The organism is Rhizobium sp. BK176, assembly GCF_024808055.1.
This window is the reverse complement of the sequence record NZ_JANUBV010000001.1, coordinates 1,427,767-1,451,090: the sequence shown is the minus strand read 5'-3', so window position 1 is coordinate 1,451,090 and position 23,324 is coordinate 1,427,767. Positions and strand designations below refer to the sequence as shown.

At 57.3% G+C, this 23,324-nt stretch carries 20 protein-coding genes; 6 read left to right on the top strand and 14 right to left on the bottom strand.

The window, feature by feature from the left end:
• The first annotated feature begins 25 nt into the window (after nt 1-25).
• The gene (locus FHT76_RS07915; RefSeq protein ID WP_259185258.1) at nt 26-376 is read left to right on the top strand and encodes a hypothetical protein; all 351 of its coding nucleotides are present in this window, start codon (nt 26-28) and stop codon (nt 374-376) included.
• Between the two features lie 107 nt (nt 377-483).
• Here FHT76_RS07915 and FHT76_RS07910 read toward each other — a convergent pair whose 3' ends face one another.
• Nucleotides 484-1,590 (bottom strand): hypothetical protein, encoded by a 1,107-nt coding sequence (locus FHT76_RS07910; RefSeq protein ID WP_259185257.1) that lies wholly within the window; start codon nt 1,588-1,590, stop codon nt 484-486.
• Between the two features lie 440 nt (nt 1,591-2,030).
• Between FHT76_RS07910 and FHT76_RS07905 the strand changes: the two genes are divergently transcribed.
• On the top strand, nt 2,031-2,483 hold the full coding sequence (locus tag FHT76_RS07905; RefSeq protein WP_259185256.1) for a hypothetical protein: 453 nt from the start codon (nt 2,031-2,033) through the stop codon (nt 2,481-2,483).
• Nucleotides 2,484-2,801: 318 nt separating this feature from the next.
• Here FHT76_RS07905 and FHT76_RS07900 read toward each other — a convergent pair whose 3' ends face one another.
• Together FHT76_RS07900 and FHT76_RS07895 are read right to left on the bottom strand one after the other, a co-directional pair.
• Entirely contained in the window at nt 2,802-3,257 is a 456-nt protein-coding gene (locus tag FHT76_RS07900) for a hypothetical protein (protein ID WP_259185255.1), read from the bottom strand.
• Nucleotides 3,258-3,339: 82 nt separating this feature from the next.
• Nucleotides 3,340-5,493, bottom strand: coding sequence for a PcfJ domain-containing protein (locus FHT76_RS07895; protein WP_259185254.1), 2,154 nt, complete (start codon nt 5,491-5,493; stop codon nt 3,340-3,342).
• A gap of 276 nt (nt 5,494-5,769) precedes the next feature.
• On the opposite strand from FHT76_RS07895, the gene FHT76_RS07890 reads away from it, so the two are divergent.
• The gene (locus FHT76_RS07890; RefSeq protein WP_259185253.1) at nt 5,770-7,308 is read left to right on the top strand and encodes a hypothetical protein; all 1,539 of its coding nucleotides are present in this window, start codon (nt 5,770-5,772) and stop codon (nt 7,306-7,308) included.
• A gap of 224 nt (nt 7,309-7,532) precedes the next feature.
• Nucleotides 7,533-8,723 carry a hypothetical protein gene (locus FHT76_RS07885; RefSeq protein WP_259185252.1) on the top strand — a complete coding sequence of 397 codons (1,191 nt, stop codon included), beginning with the start codon at nt 7,533-7,535 and terminating at the stop codon, nt 8,721-8,723.
• Nucleotides 8,724-8,785: 62 nt separating this feature from the next.
• Here FHT76_RS07885 and FHT76_RS07880 read toward each other — a convergent pair whose 3' ends face one another.
• The 3 genes from FHT76_RS07880 to FHT76_RS07870 are packed head-to-tail and all read right to left on the bottom strand — an operon-like array spanning nt 8,786 to nt 10,126.
• Nucleotides 8,786-9,118, bottom strand: coding sequence for a hypothetical protein (locus FHT76_RS07880; protein WP_259185251.1), 333 nt, complete (start codon nt 9,116-9,118; stop codon nt 8,786-8,788).
• Between the two features lie 60 nt (nt 9,119-9,178).
• Entirely contained in the window at nt 9,179-9,865 is a 687-nt protein-coding gene (locus FHT76_RS07875; RefSeq protein WP_259185250.1) for a hypothetical protein, read from the bottom strand.
• Nucleotides 9,866-9,916: 51 nt separating this feature from the next.
• Nucleotides 9,917-10,126, bottom strand: a complete 210-nt coding sequence (locus tag FHT76_RS07870; RefSeq protein ID WP_259185249.1) for a hypothetical protein — start codon at nt 10,124-10,126, stop codon at nt 9,917-9,919.
• Nucleotides 10,127-10,343: 217 nt separating this feature from the next.
• On the opposite strand from FHT76_RS07870, the gene dnaK reads away from it, so the two are divergent.
• Complete coding sequence (dnaK, locus tag FHT76_RS07865) at nt 10,344-12,227, top strand: molecular chaperone DnaK (RefSeq protein WP_259185248.1); 1,884 nt, start codon at nt 10,344-10,346, stop codon at nt 12,225-12,227.
• 93 nt (nt 12,228-12,320) lie between these two features.
• Here dnaK and FHT76_RS07860 read toward each other — a convergent pair whose 3' ends face one another.
• The 3 genes from FHT76_RS07860 to FHT76_RS07850 form a co-directional block, all read right to left on the bottom strand.
• Complete coding sequence (locus FHT76_RS07860; RefSeq protein ID WP_259185247.1) at nt 12,321-14,792, bottom strand: bifunctional diguanylate cyclase/phosphodiesterase; 2,472 nt, start codon at nt 14,790-14,792, stop codon at nt 12,321-12,323.
• A 337-nt stretch (nt 14,793-15,129) separates the two neighbouring features.
• Entirely contained in the window at nt 15,130-16,815 is a 1,686-nt protein-coding gene (locus FHT76_RS07855; protein WP_259185246.1) for a hypothetical protein, read from the bottom strand.
• Nucleotides 16,816-16,820: 5 nt separating this feature from the next.
• The gene (locus FHT76_RS07850; protein ID WP_259185245.1) at nt 16,821-17,621 is read right to left on the bottom strand and encodes an FAD-dependent thymidylate synthase; all 801 of its coding nucleotides are present in this window, start codon (nt 17,619-17,621) and stop codon (nt 16,821-16,823) included.
• A gap of 175 nt (nt 17,622-17,796) precedes the next feature.
• Here FHT76_RS07850 and FHT76_RS07845 point away from each other — a divergent pair, with 175 nt between their 5' ends.
• Nucleotides 17,797-19,098 (top strand): hypothetical protein, encoded by a 1,302-nt coding sequence (locus FHT76_RS07845; RefSeq protein WP_259185244.1) that lies wholly within the window; start codon nt 17,797-17,799, stop codon nt 19,096-19,098.
• Between the two features lie 25 nt (nt 19,099-19,123).
• Here the strand turns inward: FHT76_RS07845 and FHT76_RS07840 are convergent, their stop codons facing one another.
• From FHT76_RS07840 to FHT76_RS07820, 5 genes are all read right to left on the bottom strand, one after another.
• A complete protein-coding gene (locus FHT76_RS07840; RefSeq protein ID WP_259185243.1) occupies nt 19,124-19,408 on the bottom strand; it encodes a hypothetical protein in 285 nt (94 codons plus the stop codon).
• Nucleotides 19,405-21,096, bottom strand: coding sequence for a hypothetical protein (locus FHT76_RS07835; RefSeq protein WP_259185242.1), 1,692 nt, complete (start codon nt 21,094-21,096; stop codon nt 19,405-19,407). The genes FHT76_RS07840 and FHT76_RS07835 overlap by 4 nt, the downstream gene beginning before the upstream one ends.
• Complete coding sequence (locus FHT76_RS07830) at nt 21,089-21,925, bottom strand: hypothetical protein (RefSeq protein ID WP_259185241.1); 837 nt, start codon at nt 21,923-21,925, stop codon at nt 21,089-21,091. Before FHT76_RS07830 ends, FHT76_RS07835 begins: the two co-directional genes overlap by 8 nt.
• 135 nt (nt 21,926-22,060) lie before the next feature.
• Complete coding sequence (locus tag FHT76_RS07825; protein WP_259185240.1) at nt 22,061-22,861, bottom strand: ATP-grasp domain-containing protein; 801 nt, start codon at nt 22,859-22,861, stop codon at nt 22,061-22,063.
• 44 nt (nt 22,862-22,905) lie between these two features.
• Nucleotides 22,906-23,280 (bottom strand): hypothetical protein, encoded by a 375-nt coding sequence (locus tag FHT76_RS07820; protein ID WP_259185239.1) that lies wholly within the window; start codon nt 23,278-23,280, stop codon nt 22,906-22,908.
• Between the last annotated feature and the right edge of the window lie 44 nt (nt 23,281-23,324).

Sequence of the window (23,324 nt, the reverse complement as noted above, 5' to 3'; positions counted from 1 at the left end):
ACCGAACACTACTCAAGGTTTATCCATGCATATTCTCAGCGTTTCGACATCCCAGCTTCTCGACCTATGGGACGAACTCCATAGCGCCATGCAGGGCGAAAACGGCTACGGCGGCGACGTTATCGAGTTCTATTTTTACAGGCTAATGCCGAGCAATCCGTGGGTCTGGAACAATCCAAATTCGGAGCATGCGGACGAAGATTATTATTTTGCCGCCTGTAATCTGCACGCGATCTGCCGCCTGTTCGAGGGAAAGCATAACGTCGACATCACTTTCGAAGACGGAAGCAATATCGATGCCCTTCTCGATAAGGATAACTTGAACCGCCACCGCACCCATTTGAAAGTGGCGCACCGCGAAGAGGCACAGAACTGAACACCGACGGGTATGCATCCAACCGCATATGCAGATGAATGCATACCTCATAACACCCGTTGTGGCCGAAATCGTCAAATATCGGCCACAACGGGTGTTCCTGACGTTCAGAGATTGCTTTGGGCTGTCGCTGTTCCAGCCTTCGGGAGGCTGGCGGACCTGATGAGGCATGCGGGGTCGGAAAAGATCGATCCGAAATCTCTTTCTGCATCTTCCCGACGCATTTTACCTTCGATTACAAGCTGAGAAACCTCGAGGAGCAGTCCGCTTGGCAAGTTCATCGCGATCCGCTCCTCGAGTTCGGCCGCCGTCACGCATTCGCTGACGACGAATCTCGTGAACTTCCTTTTGCACTGGCACTCCGGTCGAAACGCCCCGCACTGATCGCATTTCTGAGGCACCAAGGTCTGCCAGAGAACGCCGTTGACCAGCGATTTCGCCTCCGGGCCGATCTTTTCGACAACGCGCTTGTAGGCAGTTACGGCGGAGTCTCCCCATGCGGTGATGAACACCGGGGCGATCTTGGCTGCTTCTACCGCAAAGTCGAATTGGGATCGGTCCCGCAATTCGTCGCTAAACAAAACCACAGGTTTCACGGCAGGGTGGAGTTCATCCAACTCCACCCGCAGAGGCCTTAACGCACCCTGATCGGGCACGATGAGCCTCACGGGGCCACTCGCATAGTCTCCGAACAACTCGCCGACTGTGACCTGCATCGTGGTCGACTTGCCACTGCCGGTTCCGCCTGCGGCGATGTTGATCCCCTTGGGCATTCGCGCAAGCGTCCGCCATTTTTCAGAAGGAAGAATTCCAAGCCTTTCCAGGTTCATTGGCGCGCCCAGTTTCGGCCTAGCCAAGGAGGCGTTGGAACCCAAGTGACCGGTTGTTTTCTTGAGATGGTTCATCAACGCATCCGGCTTCCACGAAAGGGATTCGGCGATCATGGCGAGGCGCTGAGTATTTTTCATCGCCGCCATGTCGTTTTTCTGAACGACATCGACCAACTTGAAGAACGCTTCCTTGGAAACGTGAACCCCGACTTCGCTCCGAGGTACTCCCTTCCAGATGCCGTTGATCAAGTCGTTGTCGCGCATGTTCAAAGACTTCGCGACGAAGGAAATCCCGCTCATCAACGTCCGGTCCAACGGACGAGACTTTCCCAGCCCTGAAAGCAGATTCCTGACGTCGGCGTGATTGAGAAAAATAGAAGACATTATCCTACCTCTGGATCGGGACATTACGAGGTGCTTCCACTAGCCTCTTCGTCCCCGAGAGAAGGATCGGGATCGAGAAATCAGGCCGGTGTTTAGCATGCCAAGATGGCGGAAGCTGCCACGGTTCCGGCGACCTGAAGACAACTTAACGAAGACGTCATCTTTGTCAACGGATTTCAAAATCGATCGTTGATCTGGACATTATGTGGACATTAAAAGGGAGGGAAAATTCCTTACAGCCCCAGCAAATAGGGAATTTGGTAGCATTATGCGGACATTATGCGGACATTGATTGACTGATGTGGACATCTACAGCCGCACTAATGTGGCACCTTTTCAGATGCGTTACGGGCCGTCAAAACAACCCGCATTGCCGGCGGGACTGCCTTTCATGTGCAATGTCCCCATAATCCCGTGTATCTATGTCGAGGTTGAGAGAAATGGAGGACAAGGAACAACGTGGGACGTTGATATTGATTTGCCTTGCGATTCTGGCGTGGATGTTTCGCGGATACGTATACCCGCCACAAATCCAGACGAAGATCAGCGGGGAATATGCCCCGGTTACAGTCGAGATCGTCGGAGACACCTATTTTACGGATCGCATCGCGAGATGCATCAAATTGGATGCATTCAATACCTTTGGCCCGGGAAACAACGGATTGGAGGTCGACTGGGGCGATGGCAAAGATGTTCTGAAGTCCGGAAAGCCTGTTGAGAGCTGCGTTAGCGCTCAGCGGGTTCACACATACACAGTTCCCGGCGTTTACCTTTTGACCATGACAGGGTTGGGTGCATGCGGCGATAATAGTGCCGACTGTTTTGCACCGGAGTATGTGGTCCGCCAAACGATCGTGGTGAAAGACAAGGCAGAACCCAGTGGTGGCCGATAAGGGCAGTTATCGGCCGTTACTTTGTCCGCTCGCAAGACACGGCTGACGAGTACCCTGACGCCACTAAGGAAGGCGGCAGACAACCAGATGGGTTTCACCGACCTGACAAGTGAGCAAAGTTTTCATTTCATCCGCCGTGACTGCGCGATACGAAGCGGGCGTCGAGCTCTCGACCACTGCCGGGACCATGTCAGTGAGGAAAGCGCCGAAAACTGCGAAGATCAGCACCAGCATCCATCCTGCAACTCCGCTATAGAACACGCTGTTGAGTGCTGCTGCTCGCCAGCGCGTCTCGATCTTGCCGGGCGCAGTGAAGGCTTAGGCGAAGCAGCAGAGAATTGTCGCCGCAACGACGTAGAGCGCCGTATTCAAGGCGATCGGTGCCAGAGGCGTCGTCACACCCTCAAATCCACCCCAGACCATGTTAATCCACGCCACTGCCGAAAACGCCGTCAGCCCCAACGAATGAACGTCGCCGTGTACCGAGCGGCGTGCGGAGGGAAAAAACACCATCGCGCCAGCGAAGGCGCAACATCCAACCACCACGATGGCGGTCGACCAAATCAGCGAATTCGGCTCCATATCGGTCAGAAGAAACTGGATCACGTATTGGAGAGCCACTGCGTTGGCCAGTGCCAAGCAAAGCACCCAGATCGCAACGAAAAGGGCCGCAGATCGCAACTTGGGATTTGTCAGGAACTGGCCAATGAGGTGGCCGATGCTTTCCTTTTCCTGAATTGGCGAAACAGGGGTATCGTCAGCGCCTAGATGCATTGTTGGTGTCCTGTTATATGGACACCAATTCACCGTGCCTAACCGCGTGCGACAACAAAGCCACTAATGTCGAAATACCGCTTCAGCCGAATTTGAGGACTGGAGTTCGCCCGTCAGCGCCGGGGAAACTGGATTCTTCTGCCGTGGTGCGTAGCAACTCTGGCCAGGAACGGACCGTTTCGCGGCGAAGTGTGCGCCTATAAATTTCGTCATCCCGATGCGAAAGGAAGGCATGCCTTACCGTGACATCGTCGGAAATCTCGTATAGGCACGAACCCTCGGCATACAGGCAATTCACCTCCAATCCCGCTGGCAATTCGACGATATCGGTGTCCTGAATATATAGGTCAGTGACCCGTAAACCGATGGGAATCTCAAGAATCGGCGTGGACGAAACGTTGAGAGTTCCGCCGACATTGAGATTGTCGGGAAGCCACCTGAGGCGAGACTCCCTCATATCCATGCCGGCACCTACCTTGATGTCGTCCGGAACCTCCGCGATACGTGTTTCGCGGAGGTCCAAACGGCCTCCAACGGAGATTCCACGTCCGATCTTTTCCAACGACGACTTGTCCGCCCGGAGGTTCCCATCAACTTTCAGGCCGGAAGGCAATTCCCTGACAGGAGCATAGGTCATTTGCAAGTCGCCTTTGACATGAAGCAGGCCATCCAGCGACCTGATGGAACCCTCCCATAGCGTAATGTCGGTTGCGACCTCCATATCGGCCGGGAACCTGGAGAGTTCCGTTTTGCTCATCTCGAGGCGTCCAACAGAGACACCAGGAGGGAACGTCTTTATCGGCGTGCCGTGTATCTCGAGAGGACCATCCAAGGTCAGGCCGGCCGGCAATTCTGTGATCCCCGTGCCGTGCAGTGTCAGAGCATGGGTAATGGTGATCCCTTGCATACTGCATAGTGCGGGCATGCCGCTCAGATGCAGCTCTTTGAATGTGCCGTTCTGAGGAACTACTTCGGTCGACATGTCGGCGATGGAGAGCCGTTCGACACCATCGAGATTTCCGAGGCTAGTGAGATTTGGACATCCCGACACCGTCAGGCCGTTCACCTCCATTTCGTCCGGGAAGGACGTCCAATCCATTTCGACCAGTTCGAATTGCCATGCCTTGAGGCGCGAGATCGCAACGGTTCCGCGGACGCCCTCCAGATGGAATGTGCCGCCTACCGTTAGATGTTCGATGTCCGCGTTGATCCTGCAATTCGCGACAGACAGGTCGCCGCCTACTACAAGGCTGCTTGGGAACGTCGCCAACTCCCGCTGCTTGGCGAGGACCTCCTCGTACCATTCATCGGGCGCATCTCCTTCCTGGTCGAGGAACTGCCCCCAGTCGTCCTTGAACGTAAGGCTCCCGCGAACCTCGAGTTTGGTTGGCAACTCCAGGAGTGGATGCCACCGCACCGTGAGACCTCCGAGGACCGTCAAGTCATCGGGTAGCTTGAGGCAGTCTCTCCATTCGATGTCCAAGCTTCCTTGAACCACCAGCTTTGATGGCAAAGCGCTAATGTGATGGAGCGTCCCCTCGTGGTCGACTATCCACTCGCTCCCCATCACACCATCGAAGCTTATCCCTGCCTCGTTCCATTGCTGGCACAGAGGACCCAATAGCCTGAGGTACTTGGGCAGCGGGCGGTCGTTCTGCTTGCCAGCGACCTGGAGCACTCTCTTGGCTTCCTTTGCGACTTCGATCGTCGCATGGGGTTTCCCTGTGGCATCCCGGAGAGAGAGATATTCGTATTTGCCGGAGGCAATCCTCGCGTCGTAGCCGCCATTGCCTATGCAATGCTGCATATAGCTAGATTCTCGGTCGAGAGATTCGGGGGTCAGAAGCCGAACGACAGAGAACCCGTTGGCAAGCGCCGCCACGAAATCCTCCTGACCCTCTTCAAGGACGGCCGCGGAGCGCTGAGACTGGATGCGCATATGCTTGTCGGCTTCGGCGATCATGGCTCCAAGATCGGAGAATTTCAGAAGCTTCTTGGGGCGACCCCGTTCGTCGACGTTGCCCAACCATTCGCTTCTGGTTGCGACCGCGGCGCGGAGCCAATCCACGATGTGATCCATGTCGACCTGACGAGCGGCCGCCCGCCAGTTTCGTTCAGCACGATGGGTGTTCATAAGGACCCGGCCTACTGAATAAGACAGCAGAACGGTGACCTCTGGATCGTCGTCCAGCGAGGTGATGTAGTCGGCGATCTCTTCGATGTGATGCTTGGTCATGGCGCTATACCCGTCGATGACCGAGCATCACGCCGTGGCGCGCATTCTACAAAAATCGCATGTCCAACAGTGGGGACGCCATCAAAGCCTGCCGTGGGATCGCCCCTTCCTCAACCGTAATCCGCATGCCCGTTGTCTGCTCCATCCGCCGTCTGCCAGCTCCTGTGGCCGGCAATCGGGTTTCAGCCACACACGATGATCCAGAGGCGGAGGACTGCATACCGCTCTTCTCTGATGCAGACCTCCGTCCTAACCTGCGGCGACAGGGAGATTTGCATGCCAAAAGACGAAACCTATAACGTCGATGCCAAACCGGGTTCCTTCAGGACAAACCTGGATTTCGATGCCGTCGAGAAGCGCTTGATGGAGATGCTCGATACGATGTCCATCGCGTCGACCAACCTGGCGATCGCGAAGGAAATGCGCAGTAATGCCAAGGCCGACAGCCGGAGGGCGCTCGACAAAACACCGCTTTCAGATGCCGAATACAAAGACATCATAGATGCCGAGTTCAGATTGAGTTCACGTCTGGGTACGCCCGACCCGCAACAGGTTTTCTCGAATTCCCGAGCGCGAATATCAGCTATTCAAGGTCAACAAGCCCCTGATTTAAGCGACGCAAAGATAAAATCCAGCGCCGCTAAAATCGGAAAAGTCGCTGGCACATTGGTCGTCGACCCGTCAGGGGTAAAGGCCTTCTTGGACGCGGGGATGGACCTGTGGTCGGAAATAGTGAATATCCGCGATGCGCTGAAGAAAGATGCCTTTAGCCCAGCTGATGCGGTCAAGATGCACGACCTCATCGTAAACGAATACCAGAAAGCGGCCGACGACGCCTCCTCGTCGTTTACCAATGAGATTTCCATTCTCGTCGGAAAGGTCTCGTTTGGGATACTCCGACATCAAGCCCAAAACGGAATATCGGGCCTTGGCGACGATGTCGAAAATCCGCTCGAGAGGAATGCTCTCAACCAACACAAGGAAAGTTTTGAGTTGGCAGGCGAGAGAGCCATCAAAAGGCTCTACGATTATGCTGCGAAATCGCCCCTTCATATCAAAGCCACGATCTCCCAAAAGTTTTCAGAACAGTTCAAACGTTCGGCAGGTTCCTCTCCAGAAAAGCGTGAGGGCCTCCGGGTAGTGGACGCCAAGGCTCGATGGCTCAGTGATCTGAGTGCTCCATCGTTCAGTGCCAAAAAGGCATTTGAACAAGCTTCTGCGACATCGCCTGAAAAGCTGAAGCAAGATGTCAAAGACACCATAGACGTGGTGAAAGCGGCCTCGCTGGATGTTGAAATCCCCCATCGGCTCGTCGCCTTGATATCCAAAACGTATCGGAGCAGGAAATCGGTGGGCATCAACCCCACTGCATTGTTCCCTCATAGCAAATTTATAGACATCGTAGGAGGACGGCCTTCATCGTTCGCGCCGGTAAATCAGGCGATTACCGTCGATCTAAGCCAAATAGACGAGGAACTACAGCTGTGCGAAATGATATTGGCGAAAGAAGCCATTTCCCATCCCCTGCGGAAGGATGAGTTTGATGAGACGAAGGCGGATATCGCCTCGGTTCGAGCCGACATGAAGCAGATTATCGACGTGGACAGCGTCACCATTGAGATGGGTATGGATGCCACTTCAGGCCACTTTGCCAATCTCCGCAAATCCATCCTACGCGACGTCAAGGCACAGGAAGAAGACCGTATCGCGGCTAGGATGCTTCAAATGCATTCTTCCAGATCGGATGCCGACCTGTCAGATGGTCGAGCGTTTGTCGAAAGCGAAGGTCAGGCGCGGACGCCGAGACCGAGCTGAGCCACGCCGTTATTTGGCAAGCGTATCGTATGACGGGTGATGTCTGTTTGCGGTCCGGTGCCAGGTGGCTCCGAGAGTTTCAATGGCTGATAATGCGCGTTATCGGCCACTGTCACGAGACCTAGCACTCGGCCTCGCCGCAGCTTGTACTGGCCCAGCTTGTTGGAAATGATTTCAAGGTTGCGTCTCCGGATGCATAATCGGGAGAAACACCAGGGACCGCCATGAAGCTCGATATCCGTTACCCGATGATGTTCAAGTCAACGATCAAGGGCGACCGTTCATCCCGAGCGACCAAGTTCGTCGATGTCCATCATGTCGTTAGGGCCGAAATCCTCGAAGTCTCCGTGCAGGAGACGGGGGTCGCCCTCGGAACGATAACGGAGGGTGCATCTCACGAACGCCCAGCTGGAGCGACGTTGCCTCCGATACGGTCATACGGCGGCAAGTTTTATCGCAAGCTCGAACTCGCGCCTGACATGTTCAACAAGTGTTACATCGGCGAGCTCAACAAATCCCGTGGACACATCGCCATCGGCGACGGCGCTAAAGGAGACAGCTCCAACGGCTGGCATCCAGGCGGCTACAATATCCGTTCACGCAACGCCTGGCTTGCGCAGGTCCTCGGCATCGTCACCAAAAGAAACGACAGGATTTGGCCGGTCATCCATTGGCACGACGCCATCCACGTACCCGGAAGCACGCGCGATTTCATTACTCTCGACCGCGTGCGGCCTCAGTTGAAGGATATCGACGCCGATAGCTTCGCCTACGCCACGAGCATGATGGACATGGAGACCGATCGGCTCCTTCGTATCGGTAGGGAAGTCTGGATGGAGACGACCATGCCTTGCGTGACTGTCAAACCCGAAGGCCTGAATATCGAATTTCTCCCGAGGGGTGTCGACACGCGACTCGATATCAAGCGGTTTCCGCTGTCGAAATTCGACGATGCCGTGGACTATATGGGTGGGATCAGAGGACAAATGGTCGAGATGCCCGTGGTGGACACGGGAGGGGAGGACGTCACTCCGTTCGACTTCGACGAAGAGGACGAGGAACTGTACCGTCTTTGCTTCGCCGTCGCCTCGGCGGTCGCACGCCGATCTGAGCAACAGGATTTCCACCCGATATACGAGGGCAAGGGCGCATTGTTCGACGGACACGACAGGGAGACGTTCGACGCAATCCGTGACGAGCTTCTCGCCAGTAACGACATCCTCGGGCATCGAGGTTCTTTACAGTCGATGCTACCGGAAATCGCCGACCTCTGGAGGAAGTGCGACTACCCCCTCTACAATCCGCTTCTCACCGTGAAGACCAAAAGGGTAGAGGCGATGATCGAGCGGTGTCTCGATGCGATGCCGATCAATATACAGACCGCGCCTATCTCGACGCCTTCAATGCGGAGATGACGCCCTGATTGACGGGCAATGCCGGAACGCGCTCGTGGCAACGGCGTTCCGGCACCCACTTTCTATCGCAGGGGTCGACTTGACTTGGACGGGAAGTGCTTTCTGGCCATTTCGGCGCAGGCCTCTTCCATCTCGTTGATTTCCTCGAGCGCCCTCTCCAAAGAAATTGGTTCGTAGAGCAGCTTCTCGGCCACGTCGCCGACTTCCGGGCTGTAGCCGCCGTCGCACAAGAAATACTGGCCATTCTTGGTGAAAATCGCCGTCCAAGCGTCGCACTCGAAGTCGGACCAGCTGCCGTGATACTCCAGCTTGTAACTCGCGTCGTAGCCGGGAATCTGTGACAGTTCGTCAATGACCTCGATTAGATCGAGATTGTAGCAGGGAAGCGTCGTCATTTTCTCTGGTCTCTTTTCTGATGGGATCAACGTATCGGCATTGGCCGCAATGGAAAACGGTCAACGGGCGGCGATCAGTCCGAAGTTTTCGATCCTGCGAGGTTCGGCCGACCGTTGTAGCGCTCTCACGGCCGTCTGCGCCTGCCGGATCGCCTCGAGCGCGGCATCGGTCTTGGTGAGCCACTCGGAGATCACGGTTTCATCCTGATCGATAAGCTCGGAACCGAAAACCTGCCTGTAGATCGGGGCGTCGTACAGTTCGAGTTCCAAGACATCCATGATCGCCGCCAGCTCGTCGATCGTCGTCTCCACGAGCTCGTGGTTGGCGAGGATATCGTCTGGCGTGGACCAACGGATGCTGCGCCACATCGGCGACGGCACGTGGCCGCGCTCGATCGCGCCGTGAACCTTCTTGGCGAGGGCCGGGGCGCGCGCGGAAGCTTTCCCCTGAAACGGGTAGTCGTGGTGGGAGCCAACCATCGCCAGATTGAGAGTATCGCCACCCATCGTGTAAAACATGACGACATCGGGATTGACCGAAAGCTTGCAATGCCAGATGCCGGCGAGCGTCGCGTTGCTGCCCACGAAGGCGGCGTCGTTGTTGTTTGAATACTGGCGGTTTTCACGCTTTCGCTGAACGCTGTAGGCGATCTTCGCCCTCATGTCCTGATAGCGCGCGTGGTTGCGGTGCTTTTCGAGCGTGTCCCAGAACAGCTGTGTGAACGTGACGAATTTGAGTTCGGCCATGACATCCCCTCTAGGGGGAAGCATGGCCGACGCTGTCGCAAGTTTGAACCGTCAGGAAGCCTGGGAGGCTGCATCTTCGCGGTCGCCATCGGAGAGAAGGAATTCGACGGCCTTGCCGATTTCCATCCGGGTCTCGACTTCCGTGTCTAGGATCGCAGCTCCGGTCTCCGCAGCCCGCTCGGCCAGCATTTCGCTGCGGCGGACCGACTGACGATCCTGGAACGTCTGGAAGACGGCCTGCTTGCTCTGAACGGTGGACATGGCGATCTCCTTTGCTCACTCGAGCGCAGGTATATTCCGGTCGCCGAAAATTGTCAACACTGAGGTCTTGCATTAGGTGGCCGCGGAACCACGGACATGCGAGCAGGTGGACCCGCATTATATTCGCGAATAGCCCCGCAGGCGATCTTGCAATCGATGTCTTCCTTAATTATTTCGGTCAATGAAATCAAAACCTCAACCGGGATGGGAGTATCGAATGAGCAAGATCATCGGAATTGACCTTGGCACAACAAATTCCTGCGTCGCCGTCATGGACGGAAGCGATGCCAAGGTAATTGAAAACGCAGAAGGCGCGCGCACGACCCCGTCGATCATCGCGTTCGCCGACGACGGCGAGCGCCTGGTCGGGCAACCTGCCAAACGCCAGGCAGTGACCAACCCAACCAATACGCTGTTTGCGGTGAAGCGTCTGATCGGGCGTCGGTTCGACGATCCCGCTGTCACCAAGGACAAGGAACTTGTACCCTACGAAATCGCCAAGGGCGACAATGGAGACGCATGGGTTAAGGCCAGCGGCAAGGGCTACTCTCCAGCCCAGATTTCGTCATTCGTCCTTCAGAAAATGAAGGAGACGGCCGAAAGCTATCTCGGCGAGAAGGTCGAAAAGGCCGTCATCACCGTGCCTGCGTACTTCAACGACGCACAGCGCCAGGCGACCAAGGATGCAGGCCGCATCGCCGGTCTTGAAGTGCTGCGCATCATCAACGAGCCGACCGCTGCCGCTCTCGCCTACGGTCTCGACAAAACCGCCGCCAAGACCATCGCCGTTTTCGATCTCGGCGGCGGGACGTTCGATATTTCGGTCCTCGATATCGGCGACGGACTGTTCGAGGTGAAGTCCACCAACGGCGACACCTTCCTCGGCGGTGAGGATTTCGACATGCGTCTCGTCGAATACCTCGTTGCAGAGTTCAAAAGGGACAACGGCGTCGATCTGAAGAACGACAAGCTTGCCCTTCAGCGCCTCAAGGAAGCAGCCGAAAAGGCAAAGATCGAGCTGTCTTCGGCGCACCAGACTGAAATCAACCTGCCGTTCATCACGGCCGACGCTTCCGGTCCGAAGCACCTGACGCTGAAGCTGACCCGCGCCAAGCTGGAAAGCCTCGTCGACGACTTGATCCAGCGTACCGTCGCTCCCTGCAAGGCCGCCCTCAAGGATGCCGGACTTGTGGCCGGAGACATCGATGAGGTCGTCCTCGTCGGCGGCATGAGCCGCATGCCCAAAGTTCAGGAAGTCGTCAAACAGCTGTTCGGCAAGGAGCCGCACAAGGGCGTAAACCCGGACGAAGTCGTCGCTCTCGGCGCGGCCATCCAGGGAGGCGTCCTTCAGGGAGACGTCAAGGACGTTCTGCTTCTCGACGTTACTCCGCTGTCTCTCGGCATCGAAACACTCGGTGGCGTTTTCACCCGTCTCATCGAGCGCAATACCACGATCCCGACGAAGAAGAGCCAGACATTCTCGACCGCCGACGACAACCAGCAGGCCGTCACCATCCGCGTTTCGCAGGGCGAGCGCGAGATGGCCGCCGACAACAAGCTGCTCGGCCAGTTCGATCTCGTTGGCCTGCCCCCTGCCCCGCGTGGGGTCCCGCAGATCGAAGTCACCTTCGACATCGACGCCAACGGAATCGTGCAGGTCTCGGCCAAGGACAAAGGAACCGGCAAGGAACAGCAAATCCGCATCCAGTCGTCCGGTGGTCTCTCGGACGAAGACATCGAGAAGATGGTGAAGGACGCAGAGACGCATGCGGCCGACGACAAGAAGCGGCGCGAGGCGATCGAAGCAAAAAACCACGCCGAGAGCCTGATCCACTCCACGGAGAAATCGCTGAAGGATTACGGGGACAAGGTCAGCGATGAAGACCGCTCAGAGATTTCCCGCGCGCTTGGGGTTCTGAAGACCGCAGTCGAAGCCAGCGAGTTGGACGGTGACGACATCAAGGCGAAGACCCAGGCACTCGTGGAAGTCTCCATGAAGCTCGGCCAAGCGATCTATGCGGCGCAACAGGCGGAAGGAGATGACAAGCCTGGTGACGGCGTCATCGACGCGGACTACTCGGATGTCAACGACGCGAAGTAATATCTACGGAAGGCGGCGCGACGAAGCCATCGCGCCGCCAAACGCTGCGTTGTCGGTCAAGGTCGATTGACGGGACATCTACAAATGTGGGGGCTACTCCTTCTTCGTCGGCCGTCCGAAGTAATAGCCCTGCGCGGCATCGCATCCAGTGGCGCGCACGAACTCCATCTGCTCCGCCGTCTCGACACCTTCGGCGGTGACCCTCATGTTGAGGGCGTGCGCCAGTTGCGTGACCGCCGTGACGATTGGGGCTGAGGTTTCGTTCGAGGCGATGTCAGCAACGAAACTCCGATCGATTTTGACCCGATCAAACGGAAACAGCTTGAGGTAGCTCAACGACGAGTAGCCAGTCCCGAAGTCGTCCAAGGCGGTACCGAAGCCGAGTTCCTTGAGCGAGTGGAGCACGGTCAGCATCTTGGGATTGCTGTCGAGGAGGACGGTCTCCGTTACCTCGAACTCCACCCTGTTCGGTTCGATGCCAGCGGCCTCAAATCTCTTAGCGACCTCTTCGACGAAATGGTCGTCCTCGAGTTGCTTAGGGGAGATGTTGACGGCAATGACGTGGGAGATCGGCCAAGACCTCATGTCCGCGAGGACCTTGTCAACGACCAGCATGCCAAGCTCCGCGATGTGTCCCGTTTCCTCGGCGATGGGCACGAAAGTGGATGGCGGCACATCGCCCAAAGCGGGATGCTGCCAATGGCACAACGCCTCTGCACCGATCACCTCACCAGACTTCAACTCCACCACCGGCTGGTACGCCACATCGAGCAGACCCTTGCGGATCGCGGCCGAAAGTTCCTTCTCGATCCGGCGACGCATGGTGACTGCGTCAAGAAGGACCGTGTCGAAAATCCGGTAGGCGTTTTTGCCGTTCTCCTTGACGTGGTAAAGCGCGGTGTCGGCATCGCGGAGCACGTCGCTGACAGTGGCACCACCGTGAGTGACGGCCACGCCGACGGACGCGCCGATTGAAACCGTTATGTCGCCGAGCTCGAAGGGGCGTTGGAGTTCCGCAACGATGCGAGACGCTGCCGATCTCACAGCGACATCCGGATCGTCGTCGGTCTTGAGGCAGACAGCGAATTCGTCACCTCCGAGCCGAACCAGAAGGTCGTCCACGCGCAACGATTCCGAGAGCCTCGAAGCGACCTGCACCAGGAGTGCGTCGCCCGCGGCATGCCCGAACGTGTCGTTGACGGACTTGAAGCCGTCGAGGTCGACAAGCATAACCGCCAGAGCGGCCTCCATTGTGGCCTGGGAGCACATTTCCCCAAGTCGCTCTTCCATCCCCGCCCGGTTCACCAGTCCGGTGAGAACGTCGTGGTACGCCGCATACTCGACCTCGGACTGGCGTGCTTCCTCGAAATGTTTACGCTGCGTTATGTCGGTAGCGAATTTGACCACCTTGTACGGTACGCCCGACGGGTCGAGGATCGGGTTGTAGGTCGCCTCGATCCAGACCTCCTTGCCGTTCTTTCCGTACCGCAGAAATTGGGCGGACTGGTGGAGGCCGGCGCGCAGGCTGCTCCAGAAAGACCGATAGTCGGAACTGCCCGCGACCTCGTCCCCGACAAACATCGAGTGATGCTTACCTTTGACGTCCTCGAGGTCATAGGCAAATGCGGACAGGAAGTTCTCATTGGCACCAAGGATTGTGCCATCGAGATCAAACTCGGCGACAGCGAGCGACTTCTGGATCGCGGCGATCTGACTCTCCCGATCGGAATCCTTGATCTTCTGCGCGGTGATTTCGGTGGAGAACTTGACGATCTTGAACGGTTCACCTGTGGGAGTGCAGATGGGGCTATACGAGGCCTGCAGCCAGATTTCCCGTCCGTCTTTTCCGAGCCGCTTGAACTGCGATACCTGATGGAATCCGTTCTGCAAGCTTGTCCAGAAGACAGAGTATTCCCGCGACGAAGCGAATTCCTCGTCGACGAAAATCGAGTGATGCTTGCCCTTCACGTCGTCGAGATCATAGCCAAAGATAGCCAGGAAGGTGTCGTTGGCGTCAATGATCGTCCCGTCGAGCGCGAACTCAGTGACCGCCATAGCCTTCCGGATTGCCTCGACATGCCCTTCCCGCTCGACATCACGGGCCGTTTCACCAGTCACGTCACGTGCCACGCAGGCGACCTTGGCAACGCCACCATGCTTGTCAAAAATCGGGACCGCGGTGACTTCGAGCCATATCGACTCGCCGGATTGATCTGCATACCGACGCTGGAAGCAGGCAGGCACGCCTTCGAGTACCTGGTTCCAATAGTCGACGTCGTCACGAGGCGCATCGAAGTCGGCCGGTTTCCAGAAGGCCGACCTGTGCTTTCCGACCATGTCTTCGATCTTCCCGTAAGAGAATATCCTCAGCATCGCCGCATCGACATCGAGCACCTGTCCGTCGGGCGACATCGTGATCATCCCGATCATGCCGGGGGCGCTGATCGACCTGGCGATCCGCCGTTCGCGGCGCATGATTCCGAAGCGATCACCCGGCGGTATCGCGCTGGCGGTGGGGCGGTACGAGGGAGAGCGATTGCCTGTTTTGGTGTGCTTCTGGTTCACGGAGAGACGATCTGGAAAACATGGTTTTTGGGACGGATGACCGTCAGAATCGGCAAGGCCGGAACGGCATCCTTGATGGCACCATTGGATGCGAGTTCCATTAAAACATGATGGGCGAGTTCCAGAATAACCTGTTGGATGTGGTAGTCATTGGCGATGCTTCCGTTTAGACCGCCGCCTTATTTCGGATATTTCTGAATAAAGCGTGAAGACCGAGTCCCAAGGTTTCTGGACGAAGATGGGAACCGCTTCTGCCTGTCCGCCCGACGGGAAGACAGGCCAATGCGTGGCCGCCCGACGTGCCAATGAGGTACGGTCGCCTGAGGTTGGTTTCGGACTAGGCGGCCGGTTTCTTCGCGTCGTAGAAGACGTAGTTCGGTGGAAACAGCGGATGGATCGCCGGATAGATGCGGGCGTCGTCGTCAGAGATCAGATCGCGGTCCCTCAGTTCAGCGACATAGCTCGCGTACAGGCCGCGCATGGCATCGATGTCCTCGCTCGTAAGAAGGTCGGTCGTCTTCAACTTGCGAAGAAGCTTTCCACTCACCGAAGGCATCGGACAGATATCGCCATAGCGGGCGAAAATGCTCATCTGGCCGATCATGTAACGCTTGAAGGCGTTCGAGATCGTTCGATCCAGATCGTGCGTGCGACTGTAGGACATGTTCGGCACGACGATCGTATCGAACATGTCCTCGAAGACCGACGCGACCGAAATTTTCCCATAGTCCCGGTTCACGCGCTTGGTGAAATCGCTGAGAATGGTGAGGCCGCTGTCCTGAATGGTTTGGCGGCCGACCACCTCGATCCACCGCTGCACGTAGTCGGACTGTGCCGACATCGTGTCGAAGTTTCGGCGCGTCCACACCAAATCCTCGGTGAAGAAGCGGCCGTACTTCTCCTTGAAGGCGCTGAGCGCGTCGTGGCCCTCAGGCGAGCCGTCCAAGAGAGCGCGGAAGCCGCTGTCGTCCCCGTTCACGGCAAAGAGCGAACTGGCGCGCAGGACCTCCTTGAGGCCCCAGACCGGGTCGATGCCGTCGAGCTTGAGATGCCGGAAGAGCGGATAGATTTTCCGCTTCGAGAAATCGTACTCGATGCCGACGCGCGTGAGGCCGTCGATGAAATACATGTCCGCCAGCACGAGCGTGAAGGCTTCGCTCATCATCCGATAGTAGATATAGGCGTCCCTCTGGTCCTTGTCGTCCTTGGCACCGTCATAGACGAGATCGGGAATCTGGAAGTGCATGAGGTCATGAAAGAAGAAGGTCGCCTCGTGGACCTCGTCCTTCTTCGCCGTCAGCGGAATGCCGGCGTTCAAACCAGGCAACCAGTAGTTCTTCTCCCGTCGATTGCTGGACGAGCGGAAGAAGATGCCGCTGTCGACGACCTTGTCGACCATGTTCTTGAGGAACGATCCGTCGATACCTGATTGGACCAATCGGTTTCCAGCGACGTACCGCGCAGCCAGGCCGTCGAACTCAACGCTCTCGGCCATGGCCTGTCGGTTGAAGTTCAGATCGAGGCGGCTCTCGTATGTCAGGGAGTCTACGATGAAGCGGCTGATCGCGATCTGGCGGGCTGAATTCTTAAGCCCCAAGAGCTTCAGGGTATGGAAATCGGTGTTGGTCGACGTGGCGACGAACACGTCATCCCATCCGAATACATCGGCACCGTCCTTTTTAAGGTCGAGATCGATGAAGCCGCGGACGCTGGCGCTGTACTCGGTCTCGCGAATGCCACCAGCGGCGTCGACACTACGGACGGCGAGGCGCGAGCAATGGTGGAGGACCTGCATGTCTTGCGGCTCGACCACGAAGGAGGCGTGGTCTGGATGGGTTCGGAGCCTGCTCTCTTCGCTGAACACTGCGACTACGCCTTCGCCGCGCACGATGGATTCGTAGTCGCTGTCGCATAACGTCTCCGGGGCGACTGGAACGACCTCCACGCGCTTGCCGTACAGATCAAACGAACGGGAAAATTCCTCTGCTTTCCTGAAGTTCGACGTGACCAGAACGTAATGCATACCGACTACTCCTTGGCTGTCACGGGGCCGAGAAGCCCCTTCAGCAACTGGTCGACCTTCGCCAGGACGTCGCGGAACTCACGCTCCTTGCCGTCGTCCGACACGGCCCCCGTCAGCTTGAAGAGGTTCCGCAACGTTCCGGTCATGATGAATGCCGTCGCCTTGGCGGCCGGGAAGAGCTGGTTGGCACATTCCTGGAAATCGCGCCCCGCGCCAGAGAGTAGCGCGCGCTCGGCGGCCGCGACCTTCGCGACGCGGCGGTAGGCGTCGAGCAGCGCTGGATCGCGTACGACGATGGGCGGATTGGACTGGATGGATGTCCTCGCGACGGTGACGCGGGACAGGTGAACAAGATCGCGCTGCGAATTGAATTCGTTTTCAACCGCCGTCGTCACTCCAGACACCAATATGCTCACCTGAACGGTATGGGCGACCGAGCCATGTCCCTTGGAGTTCATCGCGTCGGAGATTTCATCGACGGAGAGGCGGCCGCTGTTCAGGTAGGACATCATGCCGGAATAGGCCATCATGCTCCGGATCGCCGCCTGGTACGACAGGAGATCGAACCGCTGGTGCGGCGTGTTCGCCAATGCAAGCTCTCCGCCCGCCATACGGACGAAGGGAATGCCACCAAGGGCCGCGATATTGACGGAAAAGTCTTTGACGAAACGTGGATCGTCGTAGGCCGTGGTATCGTGCCAGGAAACACCAGTGAGGTCCAGGAATTCGGCAAGGAGCTGTGTGTGTGGAACATCGATCAGCGCGTCGAAGACGGAGCCAAGACTGATGAAATCCGGCATGGACATTCTGGAAGGCTCCACAGAGACGCAATCACAACGAGAGGTATTTACAGACTTCGACGTCACAGCGCAAGCGGCATTCAAGCGTTATTCATGACCCCATCAGCAGCACGGCAGCCAACGTTTGTCGAGTGCGATATCGGGAATTAGTTTGTTGGCATCAGGATTGGACACCCGCTTCATGAAACTGGACTTCGAACTGCCATACGCCTTCAGAGGCCGACCAAAGGCATGCCGCGACGTCAAGGATATCTTTTTGACGAAGAGGGTGTCAGGCGATATCCCGCAGGTCTCCATGAAAGAGACAGATGTTGTGTTCTCGGTCGTCGATCGAAGGCGCGACGGGATAGTCCAGCAGCAAGGGCGGTGGGTGCAGCCGCGCATCGATGCGGCGAACTCATCGAAGAACGAGACGTTCGAGCTCAGAACATTCCAAGGAAACCTCTACAGAAAAGTCGCGAACTCGGCTGCCGAGGCGAGAAAGCTCGGCCTCTTCGCAACGCCGTTCGAGGAGACAAACAGCGGCCGCCGCAACAAACTGACCGATGTCCATCTCCCGTGGCAACCGGAATATGGCGCAGACATTTCGCCCATTCGGACAATGCCCGACAACGCGCCGCTGGCGCGCCCACTCATGGAGGAGATGACGTGGATTCTCGACCGGGATAAGCCGCATTCCGACGGCGCACGATCAGCATGGCCACCTGCCCTGGCTCTCTGGGATCGGCGCAATCAACCGACCCATGCTCATCGCAACGCCCGGAGTCTCGAAAAGGAAATCCAGAACATCGTCGACATTGACTGGCAATCCATGGCTGCTGCCGACGCGATGATCCAGGCGCAAGTGGATCGCCTGTTGATCGTCGGGGGACAAGTCTGGTTGAAAAGTCGGCCACCCGCGATCGCTGTCGACGATGACTTCAAGTGGGGCAGTCACCATCAGCTACACATCAGGCTTGTCACGGCACCGGAGGTGTACGTCTCGAAACTGTTTTGCGCCCATTTTTCGCTCGGCGACCTGGAGGAAGCGCGCGAATACGCAAAAGAGCATAGCGGAGGTCAATGCCTCTTGTTCGATTACACCGTGCCATACGAATGCAGCGATCCCACGCTTCTCGAATACGAGTGGCGCAGCGAAGCGGTCAATCGATTTTGCTATACGGCCGCTGTCGAGTCCAGGAACTACCTGCTGCGCAATCCAGGAAACGCCGACAAGATCACTCCCGAGCAGCACGCGATCGTTCAGGCGGCATTCGACGAGACGATGCAAGTCAACCACATCCTCGGCATTCACCGCGATATGTCGGCGTATGCCATGGACCTGAAGGCGATCTGGAGGAAGCTGTCGTACCGCCAATGCCTCGCCGTCGGTATCACGGCAGGTTGCAGCGGTCCTGAGCCGGCCGCCAAAAACCTCGAGCGGTATCTCGACGACGCACCGATCTCGGTTTCTGTAAACCACGGCAGGCCGCTGTCGCGCTGACCGGGTTTCGCTGCACGAGGGGGAACTATGGCCGGGATTTGGCAACATCCTCCGCGGGTGTTTTCCGGGATAGTAGGTCTTTGAGGCGATAACCTGTCTCGATCGATGCCTGCAAAGGCTCGACAAGCCTATGGTCCAGCCACAGGCCGACGAGATAGGTTCCATCTCTCTGCGGCTCTCTGGATGTCTGCTGGACCTGCATTCCGCTATAGCAAGCATCCTGATAGGCATCGCAGTAGCGTTGCTGCTCTTCGTCGGTCTGAAGAGAAAGCCTCAGGAATACGCCTGGAATTTCATCAACGACGTTCATGGGCCTACACTCGCTGTTGGCAAAGTCGGCATCGGACGCTGACTGGATGAAGAATAAACCTTGTCGAAGTCGAAATCATCGAAGGTGGAAAGCGTAATCTCGAATCCCGGCGGCAGCTTCTGTCTGACGGCAGGCAAAAGGCGATCGATGAAAGCATGATCGGGTTCCACGATGCCGTACTCGGCCAGATAATTGGCTGCGTCGAAATTTGTCATCGCCTCTCCTTTGTCGAACTTGAAGGAGCCTGCGAATGCTTCGACATTCTCGGCGTCTGCCGGCGCGGAAAACTCGGTGATGCCCTGCGAGGTCACGATCAGGCCGGTGAGTTCAACGGGACGGGTAGACAACCGATTGAGTGTGGACAGCTCCAAGAAGTCAGCGCCGCTTGGCAGGGCGGTCAAGAAGCTGACAAGCTTCTTCTGAAGCTGCGGGAACGCGAGTGAATCCCGGTTGGGCGAAATGAACACCTCGTTGCCCTTCGGGTGGACGTGTACGAAAACCGGGTTCAGGCTCAGAGCGGAGACATCATAGGGAAAGAAATCATGACGGACGCGGCTAGGACGGACCTCTGTCCGTCCGCCAAGCGAGTACCACGTCTCGGTTTCCGGGGCAAAGACCCACGAACCCTCAGGAAACGCCGTCTCCATCAACTGACGAAGATCGGACAACCCGTCACGGAGACTTCGGTTCACACGATAAGGGAGAACGCCGTGGACGAGGGCATCCAAGCCCAATTCCGGGAAATAATCGTCCACGTCCTTCGTCACGACGGGTCCGTCGCTCGCGGAGGGCACCAGAAGGGCGACAAGCTTATCCACAGGGTCGGAAGATTCGACAATCGCGTTTGAACCGCGACGGGCCAAGGCTGTTCCTTCGGTATCGGCAGCGCCGTCATCGGCAAGTCTCAAGACACCGTCGATCTTCTCGAAAATCTCACGATGGGAATAGGCCGTGTGCGTCGCTGCCGAATGAATGATGGCAGAGAAGGTAGAGAAACCGATTCTGTTCGCGTGTGCCGCCTTCAGCGCCCTGTAGAACAAATCTCCACCAGCACCGTGAACGCCAAGGGTCTCGAGTTCGTCATAGAGGTCCCTGAAAACGTAGCCGGCGATCCCGGGGCCGTCATAGATTGCCTGCACGATGTCGAGGCTCTGCTCGACCGACATGCCGGCCACCATTCCGAGACGAGCGATACCGAACGCGCGGTCGACCTCGCCGTCCTTCTTGGCCTCGACCAGGAACCGATTGTACCCCGCGAGAGAAGGATGGAACGCGACACCGCGCTTGTTGGAAATTTCGATCATGTCTGCGGTGCTTTTGATGAGATCATCAACGCCGCCGAAATCGTACCTGTTCGTATCGACGACGGCGCGCAGAAGCTCTACGCTTTCGGCGTATGACAGCCCACCGACCGAGGCCGCAGTCATGAACATCGGGATCGCCGCGCAGTCCTTGCGTAGGTGCCACCAATGGACAATGCGACCGGAATTCATGTTGATCAGGTATTCGCCCGGATAGGATTCCGTGATCTGTACGGGCCGCTCGTCGAAACGCTTCACCGCCACGATATAGGCAGCAATGTCGTCTCCAGTGAGATGCTGCGCCAAGCCGTCAAGGAGCTGTTTTAGTTCTGCGTCTGGCAGCGGAGAGAGGCCGCTGGCCTCGAACATCTTGTCGAAATCAATCACGATGCCTGTCCTCCGAAGCCGAATTGTTGTCTGCCTGCTTACGAGCGAGATGCCGATCGTAATATGTCCGCGCTGTTTCGCCATCCCAACCGATCCTGCGGCCGATCTCCTTCCAGTCAACGCCCTCGTTGAGCGCCGCCTCGACGGTCGGAATATGGCCTTGGGCTTCGAGCCCGAAGAGGATTGGACCGTCTGGAATGTCAAGGCGGGTAGTTACTGTCGTCTGTACGTCTGGACTTTTCCACCACTTGCGGAAGTCTTCCGTGACGGTGTTGCCTTCGAAATAGACGTGAAGCCGTGGAGTTCCGTCCAACACAAGCCATTGAACGTCGGCGGCAGGATCGGACAGGAGTTCCGAAGCGATCTTCCCAAAAAGAGCGTCCACCGTCGAAGCGATTACGCCCCCGGCTACGTGTTTGCCGACAGCCGCCTGCGCGTGGAGGTCCTTTGCCGTGAAGCAGCTGTCGTCGCCGAGCAGGCGATGGAAAACGTTGAGGGATGAATCGTGACGCCACATGCCAACGAGCACCTTGTCCTTGGACGCAGTGTCAATTGGCCGGTTCTCTTCCGGCGTTTCAGCCATCCATAGACGTGGCGCAGTGCCGTCTGGAAGAGCGGCTTCGATTTTCCTTAGGAGCGCCCCGGGTCCAAATACGACCGTTGACGGGCCGTTCTGTTCGATCTGGGCCTTTGCAAAGAAGTCGGCGAGATAGGCTACGAGGCGGTCCTCTCCCCCTGCGGCGATCACCGTGATGCAGCCAGGATCAGCAGAGATTGGTCCAGACAAGCTTCGTGAGGTCGGCTCGGCGACTTCGTTTTCAGCAGGCATTTTCGGGTCCTCAATAGATACTAGCTTCGTACCGACGTCTTTAATTAATGTCAACTTCGATCGATAGGTTCATGGAAGCTCGGCAAGTCCTAAACGGCGCTATGGCCGATAAGGGCAATTATCGGCCATGGAAAATCAGCCCCAAGGGCTTGTATTCTGGGGATCGAGTCCCTCGATGGCACCGATCAACTTCTGTAGATCGGCATCGTAGTAGCCAGAGGCATTTATGCAGTTGGTCTCGATGATCCGCAGACCGTCCTCGGTCCGGCAAACGTCGATGACGTAGGCATCGGAATAGTCGGGGTTGACCTTGATCATCGAGCGCACGAATTCCAGCGCATCCTCGTCGATCTCCTGACGAACGACCATCTGCCCTGCCATCTTGTACAGGGACCATGTGACGACGTCACCAGCGACCACCCACACGCGCCATTCCTTCTGGATGGTCGTCGGCGTGGACAGAAGAAGTTCGGTATTCGGCGCTAGCCTGCCAGCAACGAGACGCTCTGGCGGCAGCTCCATCACGGCCGCCGCCTTGGCGCGGAGTTCCGTGCCAGTGAGGACGGTTCCCGACATGGTCTTGCTGTCTTCGACAGGGCGAACGAAATACCGCTTTTCGTCGTCCGACACGCGGTCCCCGATGTCACTCACCTTGACGATAGTAGCTGCGGCGCGCGGATTCAGCAGGTATGGCTGCCACGCCTCCTCCAATACATAGGGTCGGAGTTCGAAGACGCCGGGCTTGTAGCCACGATCCCGGGAGAAGGTCTGCGCCGAGTAATATCCGAAGACGACGACGCGATTGGGGTCGTCGACCACAACATCGGGGACCGCGACATCACGCAGCTTCGAGTGGACGGAATAGGCGATGCCCATCCGGCCCAGCAATTCGGCCATCGGAATGTTGTCTTTGTCTTCCTGCAAAATCCACTGCATGACTATCTCGATAACTGCCCGCGCCTACCGCGTGGCGAATGGGTTCAGGATTTGGGATTATGTGGGCAATCCACGACCTTGAGGTCATCCAGATGGTAGGACGCCTGGGGTCCTTCCTGGAAATCGAGATCAAGGCTGTTTGGCACATAGAAGTGGCTGAAGTTGCTCGCCAGTGGATATCCGATCTTGCCAGCCGGTGTACGAGCGCACCTAGCTTCCCACGTTGCTTTGAACGTCGCCTGCTGCTGGGCCAGATACTGCTCATGTGCGCGTTGCGGCGCTTTCATCTGGTCCCAGACGATCCCCAAGAGGACATTGGCAGGTGAGAAAAACACGAGATAGACGGTGGCAGCCAAAACTAGGGCCGCTGCGGTCGCGCCGGCTGCAGTCGATACCTTATAAGATGGTTTGACGTTCATCGTTTTCTCCGTGACCGAGCCGCAAGGCTGCGCTGAGGTTTATC